The following is a 25,245-nucleotide window of genomic DNA, read 5'->3' as shown; positions in this document are numbered from 1 at the left end:
AGTGAGAAAACTATGGTGCGGATAACGACAAATTTTGCTACAAACGTCATACCAAGGAAAGAATTATGCTGCTTAATCACGAAGAATATCAGTCTAGCTTTGATGAGGCCATGAAGTGCATGGTGGAGTGTGAACACTGTACCGAAGCCTGCATCGGTAAACCAGAGATGGCCAAGTGTGCCCGCACTTGTTTAGATTGCGCTGAAATCTGCCGTACAGCGGCGACCTTTATGGTTCGTGGCTCCTACTTTGTTGCCCACCTCGCGAGAGCTTGTGCCGAAATTTGTGAAGCTTGCGCTCAAGAGTGTGAACAGCACGAGATGGAACACTGCAAAAAGTGTGCTCAGGCTTGTCGTAGAGCAGTTGACGCCTACCGTCAAATCGCAAGCGTAGCCAAGTAAGGTGCTAGACCTTCAGCTTTCTTGTCACAGTCCTTTTACCGGAAAATTCTATGACTACCAGAGATAGCGAGATCGCAAGCCATACAGGGATCCAGAATCACAGCAGAATGCAGGGAAGCTACGTCAAGTTCTTTGCCATGATTGGCACCTCAATCGTGACCATGTTCTTCTTGATGTACCTGCACTCTTACCAAATTCTCGATCACGCTTGGTTCAGCGAAACACGAGTGTTCATGGCCCTGATTATGGGAGCCGCCATGATGGTGATCATGTTGGGATTTATGCTGAACATGTATAAGAGCAGAAAGATGAACATCGCCATCTTTTCGCTCGCCATTCTACTGTTTGGGGTAGCGTTATGGCTGGTGCGTAGCCAAATTACGGTCAGTGATGTGGACTACATGGAAGGTATGATTCCCCACCACTCCATTGCAATTTTGACGAGTGAACGTGCTCGGATAAAGGACGCGCGGGTTCGTGAATTGGCAGATGAAATTATCAAAGCCCAACGCCGAGAAATTAAAGAGATGGAGTGGTTGATTGCTGATATCAGAGACAATGGCGCGGCAAATACACCAGCCGAGGTAGAGGTGAGACCACTGCCAGACTTTTCCTTAAGCCCCGAATAGAGATTCTTGAACCTCTTGTTAAGTACCTATCCAAAATCAATTACATAATCTTTTCCAAAGCCCTTAAGGATTTTGTCAATGTACAGGCTCAGGCTACCTAAACACTTGTAGGCAGCAAATTCAATCCACTCATATTTCATAAAACGCCAGAAAATCTCAATCAAATTCAGATGTGGTGAATAGGTGGGTAGCCAGAAAATTTCGATATTCTTGGTTTTCCAGTCCTCAATTTTTTCTTCGATTTCGGCGTTTTTATGGACGCTGGCTTGATCCATCACCACGATCGTGCGTTGATTACAGGTCCGACTAAAATCATCGATACAGGCCACCACCACTGCACTGGTAATACTCTTGTCAAACACATAGGAGGTTAGGTCATTGTGCCGATTCATCAGCCCCAACACATTGAATCGACTACTGCGTTGACTGGGAAGTCCTAGCGTCTCCCCCTTTTCTTGCCAAGCGTAGGGAACGTACGGTACTAAGCAAAACCCGCTTTCATCGAGATATCTCAGGTCCAGCTCACCTTTTTCCTCTTGATACTTCAAGACCTCTAACTGTTGACGTTTGGTTTCATACTCCACTGGATCTGGCTGGCCCGCAACGACTCGCCTGAGACGACGCCAGCTCATGGAACATGCTTTGAGGATGCGCTTGAGGGTGGTTTTGCTCACCTTGATGTTCCAGGCTTCTTTGATCTTTGCCAACACGGTATTGAGGTTATGCGGAGTCATCTTTGCCCACTCTCGGATTTGCTCCTTCTGCACGTCGTTCAACTTAGGTTTACGGCCCCGGCCCGGCTGATCATACAGACCCACCAAGCAGTGGTTATCCCAAGCATCTAACCAGGTATAAACCGTTTTTCGGGTGACGGCAAAGATACTCATTAACTCCGTGACATTGAACCCTTCAAAACTCAACAAAATGCAATGGGCACGTTGACGGACTTGGTGGTGATGACTTTGGCGATGAATCCGGCTGAGTAAATGGATGGTTTCTGGGCTCAATCCCTGGATAAAACGTTGTTTCATTGGGCTACAAGCTATTCGCTATCAACTTAACTGAAACCACTTATTATGATGTAAATATTTCTGGCTATCTACTTAACTAGAGCATTTAGGTTGACTTCAGGTCACTGTCTTTCACGTCAGTTCAGTTACAGCAGTGACCTCTTTTAACACAGAAATCTGCCGTCAAGGAGCAACGCCATGGCTCACTATTCAAAAGCACATCATCACCATACCCATGCACCAGAGCCATTCCGCTATGACTCTCATGACCATCGCTTTCCCTAGATCGAACTGGATTAACCCAGTTTTTGGGATTCCTCTGTCGCTGGGACTTTTACCCTAGCCTGTAGTGGGGCGTTACTGGTGAGTCCGTCTACAGTCATCGTTTCGATTAACACCGTGATGCTACGTCGAGCCAAGCTAGCTTGATCTGCGAATGACGTTGACTCTCAAGTCAACTAGAGAGTTTAGGTTAGTGATCTGAGAAAAAGGTATCTGAATACGAGGAAGAACTATGCCAAATCAAACTGCAACCCAGGAACCCGTCAAAGTCTACCGAATGTCCCTGCCAGAGCATGAATGTCCCTGGGGGCTCAAAATGATCAACCTACTCAACGAGCAAGGCATTGAGTTTGAAGACCACAAGTTGACCTCTAAAGAGGAAGTTGAGACCTTCAAAGCCAAGCACAACGTTCCCACGACACCTCAGATTTTCTTCGGGGAGGAGCGCGTCGGCGGCTACACCGACTTAGCTGAGCGTTTTGATGTTGAAGCAGAATCAGCCGAGTATTCCTATGCGCCCGTTATTGCCGTTTTTTCAACGGCTGGACTGATCACTCTAGCGGCTTCTTTAGGAGTGACGGGTCTGATGGGCGTTTCGCTCTCCATGCTGGCATCGCTGAAGCTCATGGATATTGATGCTTTCGTTGAAGGGTTCCAGAAGTATGACCTAATTACACAGCGCTTCAAGCCATACGCTAAGGCATACCCTTTTGCAGAACTGCTAATTGGTCTGGGGTTCTTGTCCGGTGTGGCACCACTTGTGACTGGCATCAGCTCGTTACTGATTGGCACCAGCGGCGGTATTTCAGTTTTCAAGGCAGTTTATATTGACAAGCTGGATTTGAATTGTGCTTGTGTTGGCGGCAACACAAGGACTCCACTTGGCATCATCAGTTTTGCTGAAAATGCAATCATGGCTGGGATGGGTGCATTCCTGATTTTCACGGCGGCTGGTGAAGGTAAGCCGGAAGCAGCGCGGTCTCTAGAATCACTACCGCCTACTGTCATTCAGGTACACGACGACTTCAAGCCAGTGGTATAGCCCTTAACGACAACAAGATTTTGATGCATGAACTTTTGGCAACTCTACGGTGAGGCGGCCCTCACCAGCATCGGCTTTTTTTGGAAAGTATTGTGGGCTTTCATTTTGGGCTACATCGTCAGTAGCGCCATTCAGGTGTTTGTCACCCGAGATCGCATGGAGCAGGCGATGGGGGAAGCTGGCCAGGGTAGTATCACCCTGGCCGCTTTTTTCGGGTTTATCTCCAGCTCCTGTAGCTTTTCAGCTCTAGCCACCACCAAAGCGCTGTTTTAGAAAAGGGCGGGCTTCGTACCTACCCTAGCGTTCATGCTGGCCTCCACCAACCTAGTGATGAGCTGGGCATCATCATTGCTGTCTTCCTAAGCTGGCAGCTAGTGGCTGGGGAATATATCGGTGGACTGCTGCTGATTTTGTTCACGTAGTTAGTGGTAAACCTGACCCGCCCGAATAAGCTGCTGAAGAAGGTCCAGCGAAGGCTTCGAGAGCAGGACGGCAACAATCAGGAGGATAGTGAACAAGACGACTGGCTCCAAAAACTTCAAAGCAAAAAGGGCTGGCGGCAGGTGGCGCGTCAGTACTTCATGGAATGGGGAATGGTCTGGAAAGATGTAACGGTCGGCTTTACCGTTGCGGGTATCATTGCCGCCTTCGTCCCAAAATCTTTTTTCCAAGCACTCTTCATTGGGGTAGGGCAAGGCACCAATCCAGGGTTCTTTGCTGTTCTAGAAAATATTTTGGTCGGTCCAGTGGCGGCCTTTGCCACTTTCAATGGCTCGATGGGCAATATTCCGCTGGCATCGATCCACTAATCAAACGGTGTCAGCTTCGGCGGTGTCTTCTGGGTGATCCTTTTCCGTCAACATCAATACAGGTAGGGGGCTATTCTGAGTGCGGAGGCGTTGACACAGCTCAACACCAGAGAGTCCCGGCAATAGCCAATCGAAAATAGCGAGGGTATATTGTGTCCACTGGCTCTCCAGGTGGCCCCAAGCGTCTAAACTATCTTGAGCCCAATCTACAATGTAAGCCTAATGGGTGAGGGTACGCTTGATGGCAGCGCCTAAATCTGGTTCATCTTCGACCAATAACACCCGCATCGTCTTCTATATCGATACCGATTGAATGAGGGGACAAATATCGCCTGGTTGGGGATGCAGTTGAGCGGTAGACCAGCTATCTCGATATTGTTCCAGCTCTGATTTAAATGCCATCATCTTCTGGATCTGCGCCTCAAGTTGTTCGATCTTGTCCTGCAGCAGTGACTGGACAAATTCACAAGGCACATCTCCCTGCTGATGCCCAGTCAGCACCTCATGGATATCCTCCAGAGAAAAGCCTAAAGCCTGTACTTTCTTAATAAACAGCACCTGTTGCACTGCTTCCTGTGAGTAATAGCGGTAGCCGTTTGCGCCTCGCTCTGATTCCAGCAAACCAAGGCTCTCGTAATAGCGCAACGCCCCCACAGAGGTACTGGTTTGCTTGGAGACCTCACCAATTTTTAAGCGTGTTGCAACAACCATTGAACGGTCCTCTCAGAGCAGCTATCTCACCCTTAAATCCTCTGGTCAGCTATAGGATCAAGGCGGCTCGCATTCCTGTGCGAACATCTCACTATTTCTAGGTTTGCAGGACAAGATGAGATCAGGATGATATCGAAGAATTTATCCTTTCAAAATTGTCTCTAGAAAACGTTGGACAGGGCGTAGCCACTAGTTGGGGGAGTCCAAATACTCTATAAGAAAGAAGGATGGCATCACACCATCCCTACCAAATAAAAAAGCTCCTTTGACTATAGATCCCATCACCTCCCTTTGCCTAGAGCCTGAACAGTGGCAACGCTATCACCAACGCCTCAATGACTCCTCTAGCCTGAGTGCCATGGTTTGGGCAGCTCTGGCCCTAGGTTTGTGGCTTGCCCGCAATCTTGTTGAACAAGCACTAGAGCACCGCGCCCAAGCCCACACTCAATGGCCTGATTGCCCCGGATGTGGCCGACGTCTTCGGTCTAAAGGGTTCAGATCCAGACAGATGCTCACCTGCTTGGGGATGATCCATTGGCGTCGTCGCGTCGGGCGTTGCCCAGGGCATTGTCACGGCTGCGAGGTAATTCCCTTGGATACTGCATTGGGCATCAGCGCCCATCAACGGACTAGTGTTGAGTTAGAGCGGCTCGGGTGTTTACTCAGCTTATTTGTTCCCTTTGAGTTAGCCGCTGAGCTGCTCGGGCAAATCAGTGGGCATTCCCTCTGCTCGTCAACCTTGTGGAACTGGGTGCAACAGCGAGGTCAACAGGCCAAAACGCGACTAGAAGCTCAAGTCCAGGCCCTGAGGTTAGGGGAGGCAGTGATCCCTGAGGAGATGGAGGCATTCATTTGCCAGATGCTGATGGTGATTGGTGCGGATGGGGTGATGGTGCCGATGCGCCCCAGCGGTGGTCAGCCCAAGGGTAAGATTGTGTGGCAGGAGGTCAAGGTGGCTGTGGTGGCCCGTTTAGGTGAGCATTGGACGCGCACAGGCAACCGGGTCAAACGTCTGTATCAACGTCGGCTGGTAGCACGGTTGGGGACGATTGATGAGTTTGCACCGTGGTTGCAGATGGAGGCGCTACGTCAAGGTTTACTGAGCGCTCCCAAAGTAGTGTGGATCAGTGATGGGGGCAAGGGCTTTTGGCGGCTCTATCATCAATACTTTGCCCGATATGGACAGGGCATTCTCGATTTTTACCATGCGGCTGGGCAATTGTGGCGAGCCGCCGCCGCTTGGCTCGACGGTCGCACGGCTGATGCACGATGGTGCTTCGAGCGATGGCGACATTTATTGCGTCATGGCGGGGAACAACGGCTGTTGACTGAGTTGACCCAACTGATCAATCGGGATGATCTCTCAGACCCTGCGCTGGAGACGTTGATGCAAGTGCAGCGCTACCTACAATGCCATCGTCAGCACATTCGCTATCAACGCTGTGACAAGCAAGACTTTCCCCTCGGATCTGGCTTGGTCGAAAGTGCTTGTAAGTGGCTGATTCAGCAACGATTTAAGGGGGTCGGGATGCGATGGAGTGAAGATGGACTCAACCACTTACTTCATCTGAGGCTTAACTGGGTTAATCATAGGTTTGATGAGCTATTTCCTGAGGAAGCGCTCAGACCCAATCTGTACTCCCCCAACTAGTGGCTACGCCCCGTTGGACATTGCTCAGGAAACAATGACCTTGGAAATTATTCACTTCACACCCGAAACTTTGAGCGTTAACCTGGGCCTTAATTTCAGAAATTGGTTGACTGTTATAATTTTCACTGCGTCTTCAATCCATTGTTAGCTCTAGCGGAAGCAATAGTATACGGGGATATCTCTCCCTAGATCCTTTTGAAATAGGGGGAGTGCCCCACAAGTAATGATATTTGCTGCTGAAAGCTCTATCTTGCCATTCATTAGACCTTACATCTGGACCACTCCCCCCTGGGTATACTGTACCCATTGGTTCTCTAAGCAAGCCCAAGCCTCCGATCCATTTTATACACAGTCTACGGTGTAAGCTTCTTGAGAAAAGGTTCGCTGAATAGCAGCACCAAGGTCTGGTTCATCTTCAACGAGTAGCACCGCATAATTTTACACCTCTGAGCAGCATCTTTCTTCATCCATAAGGTTGGCATATCCCGATGAGATCAGTAGGAGATGGCATCAAATTATATGGTCAGTTTTTTTGTCATACTAAGTGTTAAACCAACTCCAATTAGAATGGCACCAGCAAATAAATAAGGTGCTCCTACTTGCCAGGCAAATAGCATTCCTCCCAAGGCTGGACCACCTACCTGTCCCAAGCTATTAGCAGAATTTTGCATCCCCAAAGCTTTGCCAGTATGTTGACCTCCCCGCTTTGAAATTAAGGCCGAGAGATTGGGAGCGATTAAGGACACGCCAAATGCTAACAACCCAACGGTGCTTAAGACATAGGGTAATGTTCGAACTATGATCAGCAGGACACTAGCAACTCCCATCAAACTAAAACCTAGAGCAATTTGACTAGGTACACAAAGCCACCTTGAAAAAAAGCTGATAGAAACTGTTTGCAAAACCGCCATGACTAACCCGCAAATCATGAAAACAAGCCCAGTTTCTACCGGTCCATAGCTCAACTGTTCTTGGGCATAAAGCGCGAATGTTCCTTCAAATATTGCTAATCCTAGCTGCCCAATGGCCGTCAGGCTCAACAGGACTAGCAATTTATTACCTAGGTTTTGCCATCTGATGGATGATTGAGTGGTGGAGGTAGAAACATACTGAGATGATAGGGATTCCGGCAGCCAAAGCTTAGCTGCAAAGAACATAATTAGCATTAACACTGCCGAAATTAAGAACGGTAGCGAAAAACTATCAATTTCGATATGTCTAAAAATGACATTAAAGTGGAGATCTCTACGGGTTGATAACCCTCCTACTACTGGTCCAGCAACAACACCTAAACTGGTTGCAGTACCAAACCAGGCCATCCCACGACTACGATCCCGTTCTGTGGTGATGTCAGACACATAAGCTGTCGAAGCAGGTAAAGCGGCTGAAGACAAGAGTCCATCAATTCCCCGCACAAGGTAAAGCATCCCCAAGGAGGTCGTAATGCCAAATAGCACTTGTGCGATCGCAGAACCACCAAGTCCCAATAGCAACAATGGTTTTCTCCCAAATCGGTCTGACAACTTTCCCCATAGCGGTGCAAAAATAAACTGCATCAAGGCATAAATGCTGGTCAAGAGACTGACGTGGACGACCATGGTTTCTCGGGATACCCTATCTGCTGAGTTAAGACGCTCGGCATAATAGGGCAGCACTGGCAAAGTGATGCCAAAGCCCACCATCAGGACAAATATACAGACTAGCAATAGCAATAGGTTTTTGTTCACAACAAGCCTAAGAGTAAAGCAGCTATTTAGAAGATAAGAAGGGTCTTGTCCTCTTTTTTTGTTCACTCCCTGATTTGGCATAATTTAGAGGGAAAGGTCGAGCTGTGTCTAATGCTAAATAAAGCCTCAACAGTTTGTAATGGCTTGTCGAACGTCCCCATCAAAACTATGACGGCACTTTCCAATCAAAGGGAATATGTTTGCTCGACTGCCCTTCAAAAGGATGGGAATAATCAAAACCAGAAGCTGAACTTTCCTTGACAATACCCCAGGTTGCAATTTGTCCTGGTCCTGTTTCCGAACCAGGGGGATTAAATAACTGCACCCGTTGATTTGGGTCTGCTGTCGGACCAGTAAGAGCTTCGACCGCTGCAACTACTTTGCCTGGAATCTCAGCCCGCCAGTAGCTCAGGTCTTCAGCAATTACAACTTCAATCGGTACATATGAAATCCCGCGAATATCGCTAAAGAGTTTGCTAAATTCATGCGGCCAACCTCCAGCTTGACCAGTAAATAGCTTTTCGAGAGCCTGACGCTGAGAATCGTTAGCCCGTTTGTCAATGTAAAATAACAATTTCATGGAGGGAATAAGATCCTCTACCCACTGATTTCCCTCAACTTCACCAATTGCAACTACATTTAAATTATCAAGCCTGACATCGCCATATTGACCTTGATGTATTTGCCACACCAGGGTAAACAAGCAATCGCCATAAGTTGGTTCCTGTGCAAATGTACATGGACAAGGTAGTTTGCAACTACATATGTCAAACCACTCGCCCTTCAAATACCACTGAACATCAGTTTTTGATTTCACAGTTACAGTCATAATCAAACTCCTTGTAAAAAGAGAATTGCTCTAAGTCTAAACTCTCAAGTCAACTGTAGAGTCAAGAGTACTTAAGCTAAAAAATTTCAAACACCCTCATTACTCTTAGCTCGACTTTATCCATTAGCTTCCTCTGTTCTTTTCAGCTAGTGTCTGAGAAGCAGCAGTCGTGCTCATCATCGGCACAATCCTAGCTCCCGGTAGCGCCATTTTGAGAACAAGGGAGTCACAGTTATATGCCGATTTATTGAGGTGTTTTATGGCGATTTTGTTTCGCTCTGCCAAATCGAGGGAAAAAAGCAGGTGTTTGGGCCGCGTAGCGACGATAAACATCACCAAACTCTTTGCGCATTTCGTGCTCTTCTAGAACCGCTAACCGGGTATACATCCACACCAAGACTGGAAACATCAGCAAGGTTAGAATGGTAGGCCACTGCAAAAGGAAGCCCAACATAATCAGCACAAACCCGTCGTACTGAGGATGGCGTACTCTTTCATAGAGGCCCGTGATGGCTAATTGGTGACGCTGTTGGGCTGCATAGAGAACTCTCCAGGCTAAAGCAATGAGAATAAATCCAGCAAAAATAAGAACGTTACTAAGGATGTGGAGGGGGTCGAAGTGCGGATTCCCCTTCAAGCCCAACAACGTATGCCAAAGATGTCCTGCTTCGTGAGAAAGGAGATCTAGCTGTGGAAAGCGGCTTTGTAACCAACCTGAAAGCAGATAGATCGTTAGGGGAAAACCATACATTTCTGTAAACAAAGCCACGATGAAAGCTGAGAATGCCCCAAAAGAGCGCCAATCACGGGGATTATTTGGTTTGGTAAAGCTGAAAGCAAAAAAAATAAAGACGAGAGAGTTAATAATCACCAAGGACCACAGACCATAAGCAGAATATTTCATCTTGGCCCTCCTTCTAAGCTATCTTTGTTGTCATTGCCATGTACGCCATGTTCACTATGCCCACCATGTCCACTATGTCCACTGTGCCCACCGTGTCCGCTATGCATAAATAAATGAATGAACGGGCAAGCAAGGAGCAAAAGCCAGGGTAAGACAGGAATGACATGTGCTAAATGTTCAGTCACCAGAAAAAAGGTGATAATGCCGAGAAATATCAATAGGGCGATTCCAGCGGGCGATCGCCAACGGATTGCATGATGCTTAGCCATGACTGTCTCCTAAGATAAGGGAAATCAATACTTATACAACAACTGACACGCGACCACATTCCTCATTTGCAGGAATAGCCTCCATCATTTTCTTGGGGTCGGGGAGGTCAAGATGGCTCATGAACTGGACAAAGCTGTCTCGATCCCGACCGACAATGCGGAGGTTCCACTGCTTTTCTTCACCAATCGTAGAAGCAGTAAATCCTCTATAGTCATGGCCAGGGTAAACGAGTGTGGTATCTGGCAGGGTGAACAGGCGTTGTGTGATTGTGTCGTAGAGAGTTCCAGCATCCCCACCTTGGAAATCCGTTCGCCCACACCCTCGAATTAAGAGAGCATCACCTGTGAGAATAAGGTTCCCGTTAACCATGTAGGCCATGTGGTTGTCAGTATGTCCTGGCGTAGCGAGCGCCTGAATGATGACCTTGCCCAGTTCAAGCAATTCAAGGTCTTGAATGTATCGATCCGCGCAGGATGCCTGTGCGCCTTGGGGCACAATTCCCAAGCACCCTGCGATATCTCGCAACTTACCTGTTCCTGTGACATGGTCTGCATGTATATGGGTCTCTAGGCAAAACTGCAGTGTTAATCCCAACTCATCCAGAAGTTTGAGGTCACGATCTACTTGTTCTAGAACTGGATCAACTAAAATAGCAGCGTTGATTACAGGATCAGCAATCAAGTATGTATATGTACACGATGCATGGTCAAATAACTGGCGAAACATCAACTGTTGACTCCTGATTTGAGAACATCATTAAGTATGTGAATGCTTGAAAAAGTAGCTTTGAAAATGTTGATTTATTAATGTTCTCTTGTGTACACAACCTACCTAAAGAGGTCGATATCGGCACTAGCCTCTCATTACAACAACATCCATCATTCCTAAATCTTCATGATCAGTAATGCAGGAGTAGTAGATGGTTTGCCCTAGAAAGTCTATTTATTGAACTCGAATCTGAATTGTTTGGTTTGCGCATTGTGATGGTAGTCATTGATCGTTGAGTCTAGCTCTTTTAACTGTTATTGACGCTTGGGCCTCCACAACACCCTTTCATTCGAGATGCCTGAACTTCCACAACACCTTGAAACATCCCCATACCACAGGTAAACTGATATTCTCCGGGGTGCTGAGGAATAAAATCCACAGGAGTGGTCTGATCAAGCGGTAGTTCCACAACCAGATCAAAGTCTTGTAGCACAACCTTTTGCAAACAGGAATTGGCATCCTTGCGCAAAAACTTGAGCTTTACAGGGAGACCCGCTTGAACAATCACACGGTCAGGTATATACCCTTTATCAACGGTAATACTCGCTTCCTGAACCCCTTGATAGAGTTGAGCTAACTGCACGACTGCGGTTGGCTTTGTCAAGGTAGCGGATGCCAAACCCTCTTGATCCACCTGGGAATTCTCTGAGGGAACTGTTTGTTTTCCCCCTTGCACATTTAAGGTTCCTCGAAACATATTCATACCGCAGTGGAAGGTATAGGTTCCTGGTTGTTGTGGGGTGAATTCTACTGTAGTTGTATTATTCAAGATTAAATCTACTGATTTGTGGAAATCTGGTAATATCACTTTCTCAAGGCAGCTGCTGGGATCCTTGCGTAAAAAATTAAGTCGAACGGGCCGACCAGCCTGAAGCATAATTCGGTTTGGATCATAACCACCATCGACGATGACGTCGATTTCCTGAAAACCTTGGTGTACTTCAGCTCGTTGAGCTTTAGTTTTACTAAATTGAAACCACCACAGTTCCAAGCCAATCAACGCTAAGCCTCCTAGAGTGACACCCACTTTTAGTGATAGAGGTTGCTCAATGCGGCGAAATTGACTGGTCTGTTGCGAGTTTGAGTCTGTTGGTTGGGCAACGGCTGTACTGGTCAGAATTCCTAGCAATAATCCCAAACCAAAGAGATTGTTCAACAGCTTGTCTTTCGGCAACATAATTAATGTTCCTCAATTGTCAATAGGCTACAGTCCGACTTAATGGTGTCATGCCGATGGAAAGTATCATGATCTTGGTACGCCAGGGCGTGACAAGATATTCCAAAAGCCTCGATCTAAGAATTGGCTGCCTGTAGACGTAAACACAAGCCATGTATACATAAGGCTCCCCAGGATTGCCCCTACTACACCCCCCATTAAAAACCACTGGGGATGAGTTGCCGCCCCCCAATAATTCGATTGCTGATCCATCAGAAAGCAATTAATAGCGCAAAAGATGAAAATGCCAAAAGCAACCGCAAATCCAGTAACAACTGCCTGCCAACCTCTGAACCGATCTATCAATACTAGACAGGTAAGGGTACCCACAACTGATCCCATACCAAAGCCACAGACCAACGACCACTTAAAGGTGATCCAGGGGTGGCTTGGAAACAAAATGAGTCCCCAGATCACCCAGTAAATCAGTTCACCCAATAAACTGAGTGCCAAACCCACTGATAAGGCCCGTTGATACTGTTTGGTCATTGAGTCGTTCACCACGATTTTTTATTTCTCCTTTCTCAGCGAGTAGTAGGCTGAAAGTGTCGCAACCGCAGGGCGTTGGTCACGACCGAAACTGAACTAAAGGCCATTGCTGCCCCAGCAATCATCGGACTGAGAAGCCAGCCGAAGAAGGGATACAGAATCCCTGCCGCAATGGGAATGCCCGAGACGTTGTAAATGTACGCAAAGAAGAGATTTTGGCGAATGTTGCGCATTGTGGCGTGGCTCAGTTGTATGGCAGTCACGATACCCCCGAGATCACCAGAAATGAGTGTGATGTCACTGGCGGCAATCGCCACATCCGTCCCCGTGCCAATCGCAATCCCCACATCAGCTTGAGCCAGGGCCGGGGCATCATTGATCCCGTCCCCAACCATAGCAACTCGTTTTCCCTCAGCTTGCAACGCTTTTACCTGAGCTGCCTTTTGGTCAGGGCGAACTTCAGCAAATACTCGTTTAATACCAACCTCACGAGCAATTGCTTCAGCTGTCTGCTGGTTGTCTCCCGTCAGCATCACCACTTCTAAGTACATTCTTTGCAGGGTTCGGACTGCTTCTACTGAGGTGGGCTTCAGGGCATCAGCAATCCCCATCAGTCCTTCAACTTGACCATCGACAACAATCCAGGCCGTGGTCTTGGCGTTGGCTTCCCAAGCTTGACGTTGTGTTTGCAACGGTTGCGTATCGAATCCTAAGGCATCCATCCAGCGCTGTGTTCCGATTTGGACAAAACGATTAAACACAACTCCTTGAGCACCCATCCCCGCTACAGCCTCAAACTGATGAACGTCCGGTAAGGGCCACTGAATACCTTGGGCTTTGGCATACTGAACTACGGCATCTGCCAGAGGATGTTCCGAGTTTCGTTCCACCGCTGCTGCCATTTGCAGAAGGGTTAGCTCTTGACCATTAGCCGTCCCTTTCAACGTGGCATAGTTAGTGACAGTGGGTTTTCCCTGGGTGAGCGTTCCCGTCTTATCCAGGATAATGGCTTGCAATTGATGGGCCAGTTCCAAACTTTCTGCATCCTTGATCAAGATGCCATTTTCAGCTCCTTTGCCCGTTCCCACCATGATCGATGTGGGTGTGGCCAACCCCAAGGCACAGGGACAGGCAATAATCAACACACCAACTGTGGTCAATAGGGCCAGCGTCAGGTTGCCCATCGTATCAAACCAGATCACAAAGGTGGCGATGGCGATTGCCATGACCACGGGCACAAACCAGCCCGTGACCTGATCGGCCAATTGTTGAATGGGGGCTTTTGAGCCTTGAGCATCTTGCACGAGCTGGACAATCTGCGCGAGTACCGTATCCTTCCCTACTCTTGACGCTCGAAACTTGAAGCTGCCCGTCTTGTTGATCGTAGCCCCTATCACTTCGTCTCCACTTTTCTTGGATACAGGCATGGGTTCCCCAGTCACCATTGCCTCATCCACGCTTGAAGCGCCTTCGATCACATTGCCATCTACCGGAATTTTTTCGCCTGGACGCACGACAATCACATCATCAACAACTACAGCTTCTAGCGGCAGATCAATTTCTTCTCCAGCCCGAATGACCCGAGCGGTTTTTGCTTGTAGTCCCATAAGCTTGCGAATGGCTTCTGAGGTTTGGCCCCTAGCGCGATTTTCTAACAACCGCCCCAACAAAACTAGCGTGACAACGACGGCTGCCACTTCGTAGTAAACATCCGGTCTAATTCCCTGAGCCAGCAGAACCCTGGGAAAAGCAGTGACAAATAGTGAATAGAGGTATGCCACACCTGTTCCCAAGGCGACCAGCGTATTCATATCAGCGGCATGACGCTTGAAGGCTTTCCAAGCGCCGACAAAGAAAGCTTTACCCACCCAGAACTGAACAGGTGTGGCTAGCACCAACTGCGTCCAGGAATTCCGCAACCATAGCGGAATCCAGGGTAAAGCTAGTCCGGTCATATTGGGCAGGACAGCTATCACGAGTAGGACACTGAGGATGCTACCAACCATCAACTTACGGGAAAGTTCCCGCTGCTCCGCTTCACGGGCGACTTTCTCTGCATCCTCGGCATCATGAGCAATGTCTTGGACGGGTTGAGCTGCATATCCAGCATCAGCCACTGCCTGCTGGACCGCTTCTAGATTAGTGGTTAGGGGATTGTACTGAACGGTGGCTTGTTCCATCGCGAAATTGACGTTGCAGTCTTCAACACCCCGAACAGCACGAATAGCTTGCTCAATGGTATTGGCGCAGGAAGCACAGCTCATGCCTCTCAAGCGTAGATGTCTTGTTTCCATAGATCACTCGCACTAACCTTCATATCAAGATCTGTTGCACCCAGATGGGCAGGGTGATTTTTAACTCGTTAACGGATTGGTATGCTCAGTAAGCAGCTCAACCTCATACCCTGCCTTAGCGAGAGCGCTCTGAATGGTCGCCAACATGATGAGTTGAGGATTATATTGAACCATGGCCTGCTTCAGGTCAACATTCACCTGGCACTCAATTACACCCGACAGACTGTTAACGGCCCGTTCGATCGTGTCAGCGCAAAAGTCACAATTAATATTCTTTAAGTGGAGAAGACGAGTTTTCATAGGGCAAGATTTCACGAATTTCATGATTTGCTAGGTGATACGCAAGAAGGTAAAAAACCTACGGAGTCGGTATGGGGTTACTCATTGGGTGCTCAGGCTGATGATTAGGGTTCTGCATCATTTCAGTCCCTTGATGCGCTTCAGTTTTGCCTTGCCCCATTTGTTTCTTCATCATCTGCATCTGCCCCATCATCTTCTGGTGATGCGTCATCATCTGCTCATGGTGCAGGCGTATTTGCTCTGGGGTCATCTGAGAGACCCGCTGTTGCATCTGCTCCATCATCTTCTGCATCTTCCCTAACATCCTTTGATGGTGCTGACGCATTTGCTCTGGAGTCGTTGGTTTCTCAGTCTTCGCCTTGGTTTGGTTAGATGAGGGCTCTGAGACGGTCTGAGCTAGTAATGGTGAAACAGTCAAGGCTAATAGCGCTGTGCCCGTCACCACAGTTTTGGTTAAAATTTTGAACATGGTTCTTCTCCTTGCCTTATAAATTTCAGGTTAAACTCTCTATTTAACTGGAGAGTCTAGTGACAGCAACAAAAGTTCTTGAAGGCTAATTTTGTGCATGGCTGACAGTATCTATAGAGTTTGGAAGACTCAGCAGTATTCCTGAGATAACTGATAAAGATCAACCGCCTGATTAACGCTTGCCTCTTGGCACTTTCAAACAACACTTTAGTCGCTGTAAAAGTTAAGTCGGCCATAGCCGAGGAACTGACCAATGCTCCTCTCTCCTGCTGGATAAGCGGTCACACCAAACTGATAAACACCACCAAATGTGGGGTTTTGCTTGGCCTTGAGCGCAACTGTCACAGTCTTGCCTGGTTGTACAGGTGGATCAAACACAACCATCATTTCCCCTGGTTTAGTAGGTCCTCCAATTGCAGCCAGGGAGAGTTGAGGCCCTCGTGCCCACCTATTTCCTCGAAACGCTCGCGTAGCATTGCCTTTGTAACGAATGGTTTCTCGGTTTTTACGCTGAACGATCTTTACTGCTTTAAGCGGTTCCCCAGCATTGTCGGGGATTTTCAAAGTGAAGAAATACGTTGACGGCAAATTGCTGCTGCTGTAGCTACTTGCGGCTTTAATCAAGTTCGGAGGAGAGTTAAAGGCAGTTTGGCCATTAGGCAGCGGAACAGCAGATGAAGACTTAGCCAGCAGTGTAGTCGGTACTAGAGCAGTGAGTATAAGCATACTCATACTCAGAAAGTGTTTTTGAGGTGAATAGTGTGAATGCGCTATCAGTGATTTAGACATTTTCTTACCTCTGAATTATTAAGGATTAAACATTAGGGAAGTTCCTTACCATTTGCTCCACCCTGAATAAAAGAAAGAGAATACTCAATTGACTTGAGATTGATGTACACCAATGATCAGAAACTCATCCGTTGATACATTTCGGAACGAATCTTGCAACAGATAGCTTAGAACGTTAGCTAATTTGTACAGACATCCAAAAGAGGTACCAAGATTCCCTTTCACCCTAGAATGCGGCTCTAGTTACTCTTAATTTGTCAAACAAAAATGAAATCAGGATGATATTTTCTCAGTGCGTAACAAATAGAAAGATTTTTAGTCTTAGATAATTGCTATTTACTACAAATGCTTCTATCTCATTCCTATTTCATAATTTGCTGCTAAGGTCATTAACAATTGCTGCTATGTCCTTGATAGCTGGCCCCACTCTCTAATTCGCTGGAATCTCTATGCTCAGACTATTGCGAAATTAATCACTGATGAGCTTCCCTTCTCAGACCATGATGTTAGGCAGTTTAAACACAATTAGCAAGGCTTTGACTTGGCTTCAGTAGAAAGTTCGGAAAATATCGAAGTTACATAGCTGGTGGGCTTACTCGTCATGATTGACGTGATAGGGGGGGTATGACTTCAAAGCAGCCTTAGTTGGCCAAATCAACCTAAATCAAGGTAGTTTTGCAAGATTTGATTAGCTCAGATGTTGTAGGAAAAGGTTATGACGATTGAACTTCGCCAGCTTGAATACTTTGTAGTAGTTGCAGAAGAGTTAAATTTTCGTCGGGCTGCTGAGCGCCTTCACATCGCTCAACCTCCTCTTAGCCGAAAGATTCGCCAATTAGAGCAAGAAATTGGAGTCGAGTTATTACACCGGACAACACGAAAAACAGAGTTGACTGCGGCAGGTCAAATGTATCTACCAGAAGCTAAACGGGTACTGGCCCAGGTTAAACAAGCCTCTGCTGTAGCAAAACTGGCAGAGCAAGGTAAGTTTGGCCATCTCAGAATTGGATTTGAAGGATCTTCGGCTTACGATATTGTCCCGGAATCAGTCAGAGCATTCAAGGAGAGATGCCCTGATGTTACTGTGTTTGCACACGAGATGGCCACAGGTGATCAGGTTCAGGCAATTCGTGAGGGGAGAGTTGGAGTGGGGTTTATGGTACCACTAGGCTTTTACGGGCCTGACCTTAAGACCAAGACTATTTTGCAGGAACCTTTGGTTGCTGTTTTACCCCGAGATCACGTATCCGCGAGTCAGCCTGTTGTCAATTTGAGTACTCTAAGAGATGAAACATTTATTATTTGTCCTCGCCAGTATCAGTGCGGGTTGTATGACCATACCATCACAGTTTGCCATGAGGCTGGATTTAGTCCCAAGTTGATTCAGGAAACTCACGAAGTACAGAGCATTCTAGGTTTTGTAGCAGCAGGTTTAGGGGTTGCACTGTTGCCAGCTTCTGTACAACGATTGCAACGATCTCATATCACTTACCGTCCCTTCAATCCGCCTTTGGAGAAGCTTAACTTAGTTATTGCATGGCGCTCAAAAAATGCGCCACCGATGTTGCCTGCATTCTTGGATGTGGTACAAAAGGTTGTTCATCAAATATTAGGGGATAAAGCAATGCCAGAAACCAATATTTCTCAGCTTGTAGAAGTGGCAACACATTATTGATACCTTTTAAACAATAATTTGCCTCATAACTGGTACGAGTCATCAAGAAAAATCCATATAGGATATTAGATAAGGAACTCATATTTTGCAATCAACATTAATTCAAGCTATTGTCAAAAGTTAGGCTGTCAGGATATTAGATTTAGTCTAGAGATTGACTAGTAATAAAGGGAAATTATTGCCTAAGCTACAAGGATGATAAGAAAGCCTCAGATCGAGCGATATTTACCTCTAATTGAAATATAATCTAAGGTGACTTTATTTATAAGAAAAAGTGTATGACTACCAAATAATATTTTTTGGAATGAACACTTGAGTCTTTGCCTACTTCCACTGAATGTCGCTTAGGTCATTTGATAGTTCTATAAACCCAGTTATATCCAGTAATGACTTCACTTAAAAATAGAATTTATCCTGCTATATAAGATAAAAAATAGCAGAAAGAGTAATAGATCAAAAGCCCTCTATCTGAGAAAAATATCGAAACGTAGCTTGAATATTTACTCAAACTACATCTCTATAAAATCTAAAATGATGACCATAATAAAATTTGAAGAAAGCGATGATAATGATTAAAACGAATCAGATTAATTTTCTAAAGAAAAATTACAATGGATCTTCTTCTCAAAAGTTTTCGAAAGAAATCTCGCAACTACGATGTTCACAGCAAAGCAGCCGAGTTCGGTGTTGTTACATTAACCCCACCACTCAAACTCAGATTGTTCGGATTGATAACGTTGCAAGTGGCTTCCTCGAACGGGTTGTGCTGCCCCACAAGAAAATTATCTTTGAGGCAAGTCCAGATGACTACTTAGAAGTTCATACAGGTAACCCAATTAGTTCAATTTTGTCAGACAAAATTTTGTGTCATCGTTTAATCTACAGGGAGTTCTATCCCCCATAAAAGTGGATGTCTGTCCAAAGCCTACCGCATATTCACAAGCTGACATCAAATCCGTTGTGGTCTCTAAAACCCCTGTCTATCAAAGTTTTTGAAATTTGGAATTGATTATCAATAAATGGTTATTAGTGATATTCCTTGAGATTGGTATAGACGCATCAAGCGGTTGAACTGATTAGACTTTCCCTAGAGCGACTCAATTAACCAATTGAGTATAAACGTTAGCTATCCCAAGCTGTTCGGACTTTGCAAGATGATCTTGTTTTAACTTAAGTATCCATCAAATTAGCTTTATGCCATGGCGTTAAAAACGCCAGCCTATTCTATTGTTCATGAACTTGTGGCATTTTGGCCAGATTATAATAATGCTGGACCAATCTAACCTATGACTGGCTACCATCAGTTTTTACCCGAAAGGAACCAGTAGTTTTTTAAAAAGATGTATTGAGGTTTAAAAGCTGTTTGATCTGGCCTGAAGAGCCTATGGAGAATGATTAATACTGATTAAGTATCAATTTATCTCAAAACTGGTAAGAGTCATCAACACTTAACCCTCTATGATATTACATAGACAACTTTATTTTTATATAGACAATAGGAATTTAGTGCCAACTTAAACATCAACGTATTTCTTCCTTTTCTTCAGATCCAATGATAGAGAAATGGCAAGAAGCTAAGCATATTTTCTAAAGTTTCGACAATAAGACTAGTAACTCAAATTCACCTGTCTACCTTTTCTGGATTAACACAATTAAAATGAAATTTTTTTCAGTTTAAATAAAATTCATCTGCAATAATCAAATTTAGAGAAATGAGGTCTTCTGATCTCTAGAATATCCATTTTATACCTCTCTGTTGCCCTAAAAAATCTTAAAAACGCTTGAAATAGCCATTTATTATCTAGCCTAAGGTCCAAAAATTTATTCAAGAAAAATATTATCGTTTTGAATTGTAGGCTATTTGAGAATGCAAGAAAAATCGTTAATATTAAGCGTTCCAAAAATCTCCTGAATCACGTGGAACAAAGGAATATTGGTACAGTATGAAGCTAAAAACCTTCCAGCTCAGGGGAGCAGTTGATTTAGCAGAATGCTTTCAGAATAGGATCTTTAACTTTCAATACGTCCAGATTGAACAGATCACTACCAGTTATAGATATGCAACATCTACATAGCCAGGGACATACACAACACCATCATTCACACAAAAATCATGGAGGGCATGATAAACATGCAGGGCATAGTCCCGAGATGTTCAAAAATCGCTTTTTTGTCTGTTTAATACTCACTTTCCCCGTTCTTTATTTTTCACCATCTTTTCAATCTTGGTTTAACTATCAGGCGATACAGTTTCCTGCATCAAACTGGGTAAACCCAATCCTAGCAATTGTCGTTTTCTTTTACGGAGGTTGGGTCTTTCTCCAAGGTGCTCAGCGAGAGATAAAGGGGAAGGTGGGCATGATGACCCTAATCTCCCTGGCCATCACTGTTGCTTTTATCTATAGTTTGGCCGTAACTTTCGGCTTGGAAGGTGAGCCATTTTTCTGGGAATTGGTCACGTTAATCGATGTTATGCTACTGGGTCACTGGATTGAAATGGCCTCTGTTCAAGGAGCTAGCCGTGCCTTAGAACAACTCGCTAAACTCATGCCATCAGTAGCTCATCGGCTAGTAGGAGGGCAGCTTGAAGATGTTTCCTTAGAGCAACTCCGAGAAGGTGACCTGATCTTGATTCGGCCTGGTGAGCAAGTCCCCATTGACGGAGTTGTTGTTGAAGGAACTTCAAGTGCCAACGAATCTTTCCTCACGGGTGAATCACGTCCTGTGACTAAACAGGAAGGAGATGAAGTTGTGACTGGAGCAGTCAATGGTGAAGGAGCCTTAAAGGCCCAAGTGACTCGAACGGGAGAAAATACTACCCTCAGCCAGATGATGCGCCTGGTCGAAGAGGCCCAAAATTCGAGAAGTAAGTATCAGGTTTTGGCCGACAAAGCAGCATATTGGTTGACTTTGATTGCTATTGGTATTGGAACATTGACATTCATTGTCTGGATTTCACTGAGCGATCTAGTATTTGCTATTGGTCGTACGGTGACTGTATTAGTTATTGCATGTCCCCATGCCTTGGGACTGGCAATCCCTCTAGTGATTGTTAATGGAACTGCGATCGCTGCAAAAAATGGAATTCTCGTCCGTAATCGTGAAGCTTTCGAGCGAGCAAAAACTATTAAATCAGCTGCTTTTGACAAAACTGGTACATTAACAGAGGGAAGATTTGGCGTTCAGCAAATTTATACTGAAGGCTTGAGTGATGAGAATGCTTTGGCTATTGCAACTGCTTTAGAGTCCCTCTCAGAACACCCTTTAGCACAGGCTATAGTAGAAGCAGCAAAACGACAAAGAGTGAACCCTCCTACCGTTAGTGGGTTTAAGGCAGTCCCAGGTAAAGGTGTAGAGGGAACCATTGATGGTAGAACTTACCGAGTAGGACGACCAGAGTGGTCAAAAGAGCTGGGTTATTACTTCTCTCCCAAACTTGAACATGGATTAGCAAAAGCTGAAGCAAGGGGAGAAAGTGTCATTGCTTTAATGGTTGAAGGAAAAACCCTGGCACTTTTTGCTTTGGCAGATCAAGTTCGTGAAAGTGCTAGAAAAGCAGTCCGAAGCTTAGAAGCAATTGGCGTCCAAGTTGTGATGATTACTGGTGATGCAAAAGCTGTAGCCCAAGCTGTTGCCAGTGACTTGGGTATTCAACGTTACTATGCTCGCGTATTGCCTCAAGACAAAGTCCGAATTGTGAAAGAACTAAAAATTGAAGGGGCTACAGCCTTCACAGGGGATGGGATCAATGACGCTCCTGCGCTATTAGAGGCCAACCTAGGAATTGCCATTGGTGCCGGAACGAACGTTGCGATTGAATCTGCCGACCTAGTGTTGGTTGAGGATGACCCCTTGGATGTCGGACGTGCCATAAAGCTGGGCAAAGCGACCAACAACAAGATGATGCAGAATTTGTTCTGGGCAACTGGTTATAACGTTGTGGCAATCCCTCTGGCCGCTGGTGTGGCCTATCCTTTCGGCTTTGTGCTTTCTCCAGCTGTAGGAGCGGTGTTTATGAGCCTTTCCACAGTGATTGTGGCTCTTAATGCCATAACCCTGCGCCGGGTGAGGTTGAACTAGATCACAGAACACTAGGGATAACTTCGCAGCATTAATTGTTTGAATTGGATCAAAAAAATAATTGCCTTAAGAGGAGTGTTGTAATGAGGTTCAAAACCCGATTACAGCTTATAGGCTCGGGATTAACTTCTGGATTCTTAATAGGAATTTTCTATTCTGTTCTCATTCTGCTAATTATCCTTGTTGCCCAAGGTCTAAACAGGTTTCTCCAGTTTTCCTTTCACCTCGATTTAGTAAGTAAAGCTCAACTAGCAACTTGGAAAGGAATTATTCCCAGCTTTATTCTGTTTTTTGTGGCAACATTACTGGTTATCACTTTGATGCTTCAGCTTTATGAGCTTCTAATCCACCCCAAAAGGGTCAGGTGATTTTCATCAAAGATTTTGGAAGAGCAATGATTTTCAGTAAAAAATCAACAAAATTTGACGCTTTCAGTCGAGATTAGGGAGAGACAAAAGATGGTTCAAGCCTCTGTCCAACAAACACCATTGGAGTCAGAACCGCTGGCTGAAGATGAGTTAAACAACATTAATGCTTATTGGCGAGCCTGCAATTATCTCGCCGTTGGGATGATTTATTTATGTGATAACCCACTGCTCAAAGAGCCCCTCCAGGCTAAGCATGTGAAGCATCGACTGCTAGGGCATTGGGGAGCTTCTCCAGCCTTGAGTTTCACTTATGTTCACTGCAACCGACTAATCAAGAAATATGATCTAGACATGATTTTTATGGCAGGTCCGGGGCATGGTGCGCCCGGTGTCCTTGGTCCAGTGTATCTAGAAGGCACCTACTCCGAAATCTACCCGGACAAGAGTGAGGACGCTGAGGGGATGCAACGATTTTTCAAGCAGTTCTCCTTCCCTGGTTTTATAGGTAGCCACGTTACCCCTGAAACACCAGGTTCAATCCATGAAGGGGGAGAACTGGGATACAGCATTTCCCATGCCTACGGAGCTATCTTGGATAACCCAGACTTGATTGTAACCTGTGTGGTGGGGGACGGTGAATCGGAAACAGGGCCGCTGTCAACTTCCTGGCATTCCAACAAGTTCATAAACCCTGCTCGCGATGGTGCAGTGCTTCCGGTTTTGAACCTGAATGGATATAAAATTGCGAATCCCACGATTCTGGCTCGTATCTCCCGCCAAGAGCTGGATTATCTGTTTCAAGGCTATGGCTATACGCCCTATTTTGTGGAGGGACGAGATCCGGCGCAGATGCACCAGAAAATGGCTAAAACTATGGAGGAATGTATTCTCAAGATTCGAGAAGTTCAGCATGAAGCACGGGCCACGGGCAAAATTGAGCGACCCCGCTGGCCGATGATTGTACTACGAACACCGAAAGGCTGGACTGGCCCTCAGGAAGTGGATGGCAAAAAAGTTGAGGACTTTTGGCGATCTCACCAAGTCCCGATGGGCAGTATACACAACAACCCTGATCACCTACGCAAGCTCGAAGAATGGATGAGTGGCTACAAGCCAGAAGAACTGTTTGACGAAACCGGGGCACTGATCCCCGAACTAAAGGACCTATCGCCTGCTGGTACACGCCGTATGGGCTCCAATCCCCATGCCAATGGTGGCCTATTGCGTAAGGCGCTAAAGCTACCTAACTTCCATGATCTTGCGATTGATATTGGAGATCAACGCGGCTTCGTAGAGTTTGAGAATACGAAAGTGCTAGGCTTATTCATACGGGATATCATGCGGGATAATCCCAACAACTTCCGCTTGATGGGGCCGGATGAAACCGCCTCAAACCGTCTACAAGATGTTTACCAGGTCACGAAGAAGGTCTGGATGGCAGAACTCTTCCCAGAAGACGAGGGAGGCTCAGAATTAGCTCGCGACGGCCGGGTTATGGAGATGCTGAGTGAGCACACTTTGCAGGGTTGGCTCGAAACTTACCTACTCACCGGACGTCACGGCCTATTTCACACCTACGAAGCTTTTGCCCATGTCGTGGATTCGATGTTTAATCAGCATGCCAAGTGGCTAGACATTTGTCGAAATCATGTGCCTTGGCGACGCTCTGTCTCGTCATTGAATATCCTGTTGTCGTCGTTAGTGTGGCGACAAGACCATAATGGGTTTAGTCATCAAGATCCGGGCTATGTGGATCTGGTGACAAATAAGAGCCCAGATGTAGTGCGGGTTTACTTCCCACCGGATGCCAATTGCTTGCTTTCAGTTGCGGACCACTGCTTCCGAAGTGTTGACTATGTCAACGTGATCATTGCGGATAAACAAAAACACTTGCAATATTTATCGATGGAAGAGGCCGTTGCCCACTGTACAAAGGGGGTTGGCATTTGGGACTGGGCCAGCAATGATGACTGCGGTACAGTGCCGGATGAGCCGGACGTGGTAATGGCTTGTTGTGGTGACATTCCCACAATGGAATCGCTGGCAGCAACGGCAATTTTACGGGAGGAGTTTCCCCAGCTCAAGGTGCGCTTTGTCAATGTGGTGGATTTGTTCAAGATGGTGTCCGAAGGAGAACATCCTCATGGTCTGTCTGATTGGGATTTCGACTCTCTATTTACACCAGATAAGCCTATTATCTTCAACTTCCACGGCTATCCTTGGTTGATCCACAAGTTAGTGTATCGTCGTTCTAATCAAGAGCGCATCCATGTGCGAGGCTACAAGGAACAGGGCAATATTAATACTCCACTGGAGCTGGCAATTAAAAACGAAGTTGACCGCTTTAACTTGGTGATTGACGTGATTGATCGGGTGCCCAAATTGGGCTCAGCGGCAGGCCATGCGAAGGAGCGGATGAAGAACAAAATCATTGAGTGCTTGGCCTACGCTCATGAGTATGGCAAGGACCAAGATGAGATAGTGAATTGGCAATGGCCCTATTCAGAACTGTCTGGATAAACCCTGAAGAGT

The 25,245-nt window shown here is 46.1% G+C and carries 21 protein-coding genes and 3 pseudogenes; 9 read left to right on the top strand and 15 right to left on the bottom strand.

What is annotated here, in order from left to right; genetic code table 11:
- Positions 1-65: 65 nt before the first annotated feature.
- A complete protein-coding gene (locus ON05_RS30530) occupies positions 66-401 on the top strand; it encodes a four-helix bundle copper-binding protein (protein ID WP_010476465.1) in 336 nt (111 codons plus the stop codon).
- 107 nt (positions 402-508) lie between these two features.
- Entirely contained in the window at positions 509-1,030 is a 522-nt protein-coding gene (locus ON05_RS30525; RefSeq protein ID WP_010476467.1) for a DUF305 domain-containing protein, read from the top strand.
- Between the two features lie 26 nt (positions 1,031-1,056).
- Here ON05_RS30525 and ON05_RS30520 read toward each other — a convergent pair whose 3' ends face one another.
- Positions 1,057-2,061 carry an IS630 family transposase gene (locus ON05_RS30520; protein WP_010476469.1) on the bottom strand — a complete coding sequence of 335 codons (1,005 nt, stop codon included), beginning with the start codon at positions 2,059-2,061 and terminating at the stop codon, positions 1,057-1,059.
- A 493-nt stretch (positions 2,062-2,554) separates the two neighbouring features.
- On the opposite strand from ON05_RS30520, the gene ON05_RS30515 reads away from it, so the two are divergent.
- Together ON05_RS30515 and ON05_RS30510 are read left to right on the top strand one after the other, a co-directional pair.
- Positions 2,555-3,364 (top strand): glutaredoxin, encoded by an 810-nt coding sequence (locus tag ON05_RS30515; RefSeq protein WP_010476471.1) that lies wholly within the window; start codon positions 2,555-2,557, stop codon positions 3,362-3,364.
- Positions 3,365-3,391: 27 nt separating this feature from the next.
- A pseudogene (locus tag ON05_RS30510) lies at positions 3,392-4,170 on the top strand (permease); the annotation flags it as partial.
- 27 nt (positions 4,171-4,197) lie between these two features.
- On the opposite strand, the pseudogene ON05_RS30505 reads toward ON05_RS30510, so the two are convergent.
- Positions 4,198-4,461: pseudogene (locus tag ON05_RS30505) on the bottom strand (response regulator); the annotation flags it as partial.
- 6 nt (positions 4,462-4,467) lie between these two features.
- Positions 4,468-4,884: a heavy metal-responsive transcriptional regulator gene (locus tag ON05_RS30500; RefSeq protein WP_010476473.1), complete on the bottom strand. Its 417-nt coding sequence runs from the start codon at positions 4,882-4,884 to the stop codon at positions 4,468-4,470.
- Between the two features lie 265 nt (positions 4,885-5,149).
- Here ON05_RS30500 and ON05_RS30495 point away from each other — a divergent pair, with 265 nt between their 5' ends.
- Positions 5,150-6,535 carry an ISKra4-like element ISAcas3 family transposase gene (locus ON05_RS30495; RefSeq protein WP_010476474.1) on the top strand — a complete coding sequence of 462 codons (1,386 nt, stop codon included), beginning with the start codon at positions 5,150-5,152 and terminating at the stop codon, positions 6,533-6,535.
- Positions 6,536-6,880: 345 nt separating this feature from the next.
- Here the strand turns inward: ON05_RS30495 and ON05_RS30490 are convergent.
- From ON05_RS30490 to ON05_RS30435, 12 genes and pseudogenes are all read right to left on the bottom strand, one after another.
- Positions 6,881-6,964, bottom strand: a pseudogene (locus ON05_RS30490) (DNA-binding response regulator); the annotation flags it as partial.
- An 86-nt stretch (positions 6,965-7,050) separates the two neighbouring features.
- Positions 7,051-8,262: an MFS transporter gene (locus ON05_RS30485; RefSeq protein ID WP_071826378.1), complete on the bottom strand. Its 1,212-nt coding sequence runs from the start codon at positions 8,260-8,262 to the stop codon at positions 7,051-7,053.
- Between the two features lie 166 nt (positions 8,263-8,428).
- A complete protein-coding gene (locus tag ON05_RS30480) occupies positions 8,429-9,079 on the bottom strand; it encodes a DUF1326 domain-containing protein (RefSeq protein ID WP_029315392.1) in 651 nt (216 codons plus the stop codon).
- 256 nt (positions 9,080-9,335) lie between these two features.
- Complete coding sequence (locus tag ON05_RS30475) at positions 9,336-9,995, bottom strand: isoprenylcysteine carboxylmethyltransferase family protein (protein ID WP_010476477.1); 660 nt, start codon at positions 9,993-9,995, stop codon at positions 9,336-9,338.
- Positions 9,992-10,264, bottom strand: coding sequence for a DUF2933 domain-containing protein (locus ON05_RS30470; RefSeq protein WP_010476478.1), 273 nt, complete (start codon positions 10,262-10,264; stop codon positions 9,992-9,994). Before ON05_RS30470 ends, ON05_RS30475 begins: the two co-directional genes overlap by 4 nt.
- A gap of 31 nt (positions 10,265-10,295) precedes the next feature.
- Positions 10,296-10,994, bottom strand: coding sequence for an MBL fold metallo-hydrolase (locus ON05_RS30465; RefSeq protein WP_010476480.1), 699 nt, complete (start codon positions 10,992-10,994; stop codon positions 10,296-10,298).
- A 286-nt stretch (positions 10,995-11,280) separates the two neighbouring features.
- Positions 11,281-12,210, bottom strand: a complete 930-nt coding sequence (locus tag ON05_RS30460; RefSeq protein ID WP_010476482.1) for a cupredoxin domain-containing protein — start codon at positions 12,208-12,210, stop codon at positions 11,281-11,283.
- Positions 12,211-12,276: 66 nt separating this feature from the next.
- Positions 12,277-12,738, bottom strand: coding sequence for a hypothetical protein (locus ON05_RS30455; RefSeq protein ID WP_010476485.1), 462 nt, complete (start codon positions 12,736-12,738; stop codon positions 12,277-12,279).
- Positions 12,739-12,773: 35 nt separating this feature from the next.
- The gene (locus ON05_RS30450; protein WP_010476486.1) at positions 12,774-15,032 is read right to left on the bottom strand and encodes a heavy metal translocating P-type ATPase; all 2,259 of its coding nucleotides are present in this window, start codon (positions 15,030-15,032) and stop codon (positions 12,774-12,776) included.
- A gap of 60 nt (positions 15,033-15,092) precedes the next feature.
- Positions 15,093-15,332 carry a heavy-metal-associated domain-containing protein gene (locus tag ON05_RS30445; RefSeq protein WP_236619045.1) on the bottom strand — a complete coding sequence of 80 codons (240 nt, stop codon included), beginning with the start codon at positions 15,330-15,332 and terminating at the stop codon, positions 15,093-15,095.
- Between the two features lie 58 nt (positions 15,333-15,390).
- Positions 15,391-15,801, bottom strand: coding sequence for a hypothetical protein (locus tag ON05_RS30440; protein WP_010476488.1), 411 nt, complete (start codon positions 15,799-15,801; stop codon positions 15,391-15,393).
- A gap of 207 nt (positions 15,802-16,008) precedes the next feature.
- Positions 16,009-16,527, bottom strand: coding sequence for a DUF2808 domain-containing protein (locus tag ON05_RS30435; RefSeq protein ID WP_050857510.1), 519 nt, complete (start codon positions 16,525-16,527; stop codon positions 16,009-16,011).
- A gap of 778 nt (positions 16,528-17,305) precedes the next feature.
- Here ON05_RS30435 and ON05_RS30430 point away from each other — a divergent pair.
- From ON05_RS30430 to ON05_RS30415, 4 genes are all read left to right on the top strand, one after another.
- Positions 17,306-18,265: a LysR family transcriptional regulator gene (locus ON05_RS30430; RefSeq protein WP_010476490.1), complete on the top strand. Its 960-nt coding sequence runs from the start codon at positions 17,306-17,308 to the stop codon at positions 18,263-18,265.
- A gap of 562 nt (positions 18,266-18,827) precedes the next feature.
- Positions 18,828-19,169: a DUF1830 domain-containing protein gene (locus ON05_RS30425; RefSeq protein WP_316964649.1), complete on the top strand. Its 342-nt coding sequence runs from the start codon at positions 18,828-18,830 to the stop codon at positions 19,167-19,169.
- Between the two features lie 1,154 nt (positions 19,170-20,323).
- Positions 20,324-22,345 carry a heavy metal translocating P-type ATPase gene (locus ON05_RS30420; protein ID WP_071826379.1) on the top strand — a complete coding sequence of 674 codons (2,022 nt, stop codon included), beginning with the start codon at positions 20,324-20,326 and terminating at the stop codon, positions 22,343-22,345.
- 458 nt (positions 22,346-22,803) lie between these two features.
- Complete coding sequence (locus ON05_RS30415; RefSeq protein ID WP_010476498.1) at positions 22,804-25,233, top strand: phosphoketolase; 2,430 nt, start codon at positions 22,804-22,806, stop codon at positions 25,231-25,233.
- Positions 25,234-25,245 lie beyond the last annotated feature (12 nt).

Source organism: Acaryochloris sp. CCMEE 5410, assembly GCF_000238775.2.
Lineage (GTDB): Bacteria > Cyanobacteriota > Cyanobacteriia > Thermosynechococcales > Thermosynechococcaceae > Acaryochloris.
This window is presented reverse-complemented; position numbering and strand designations above follow the sequence as displayed.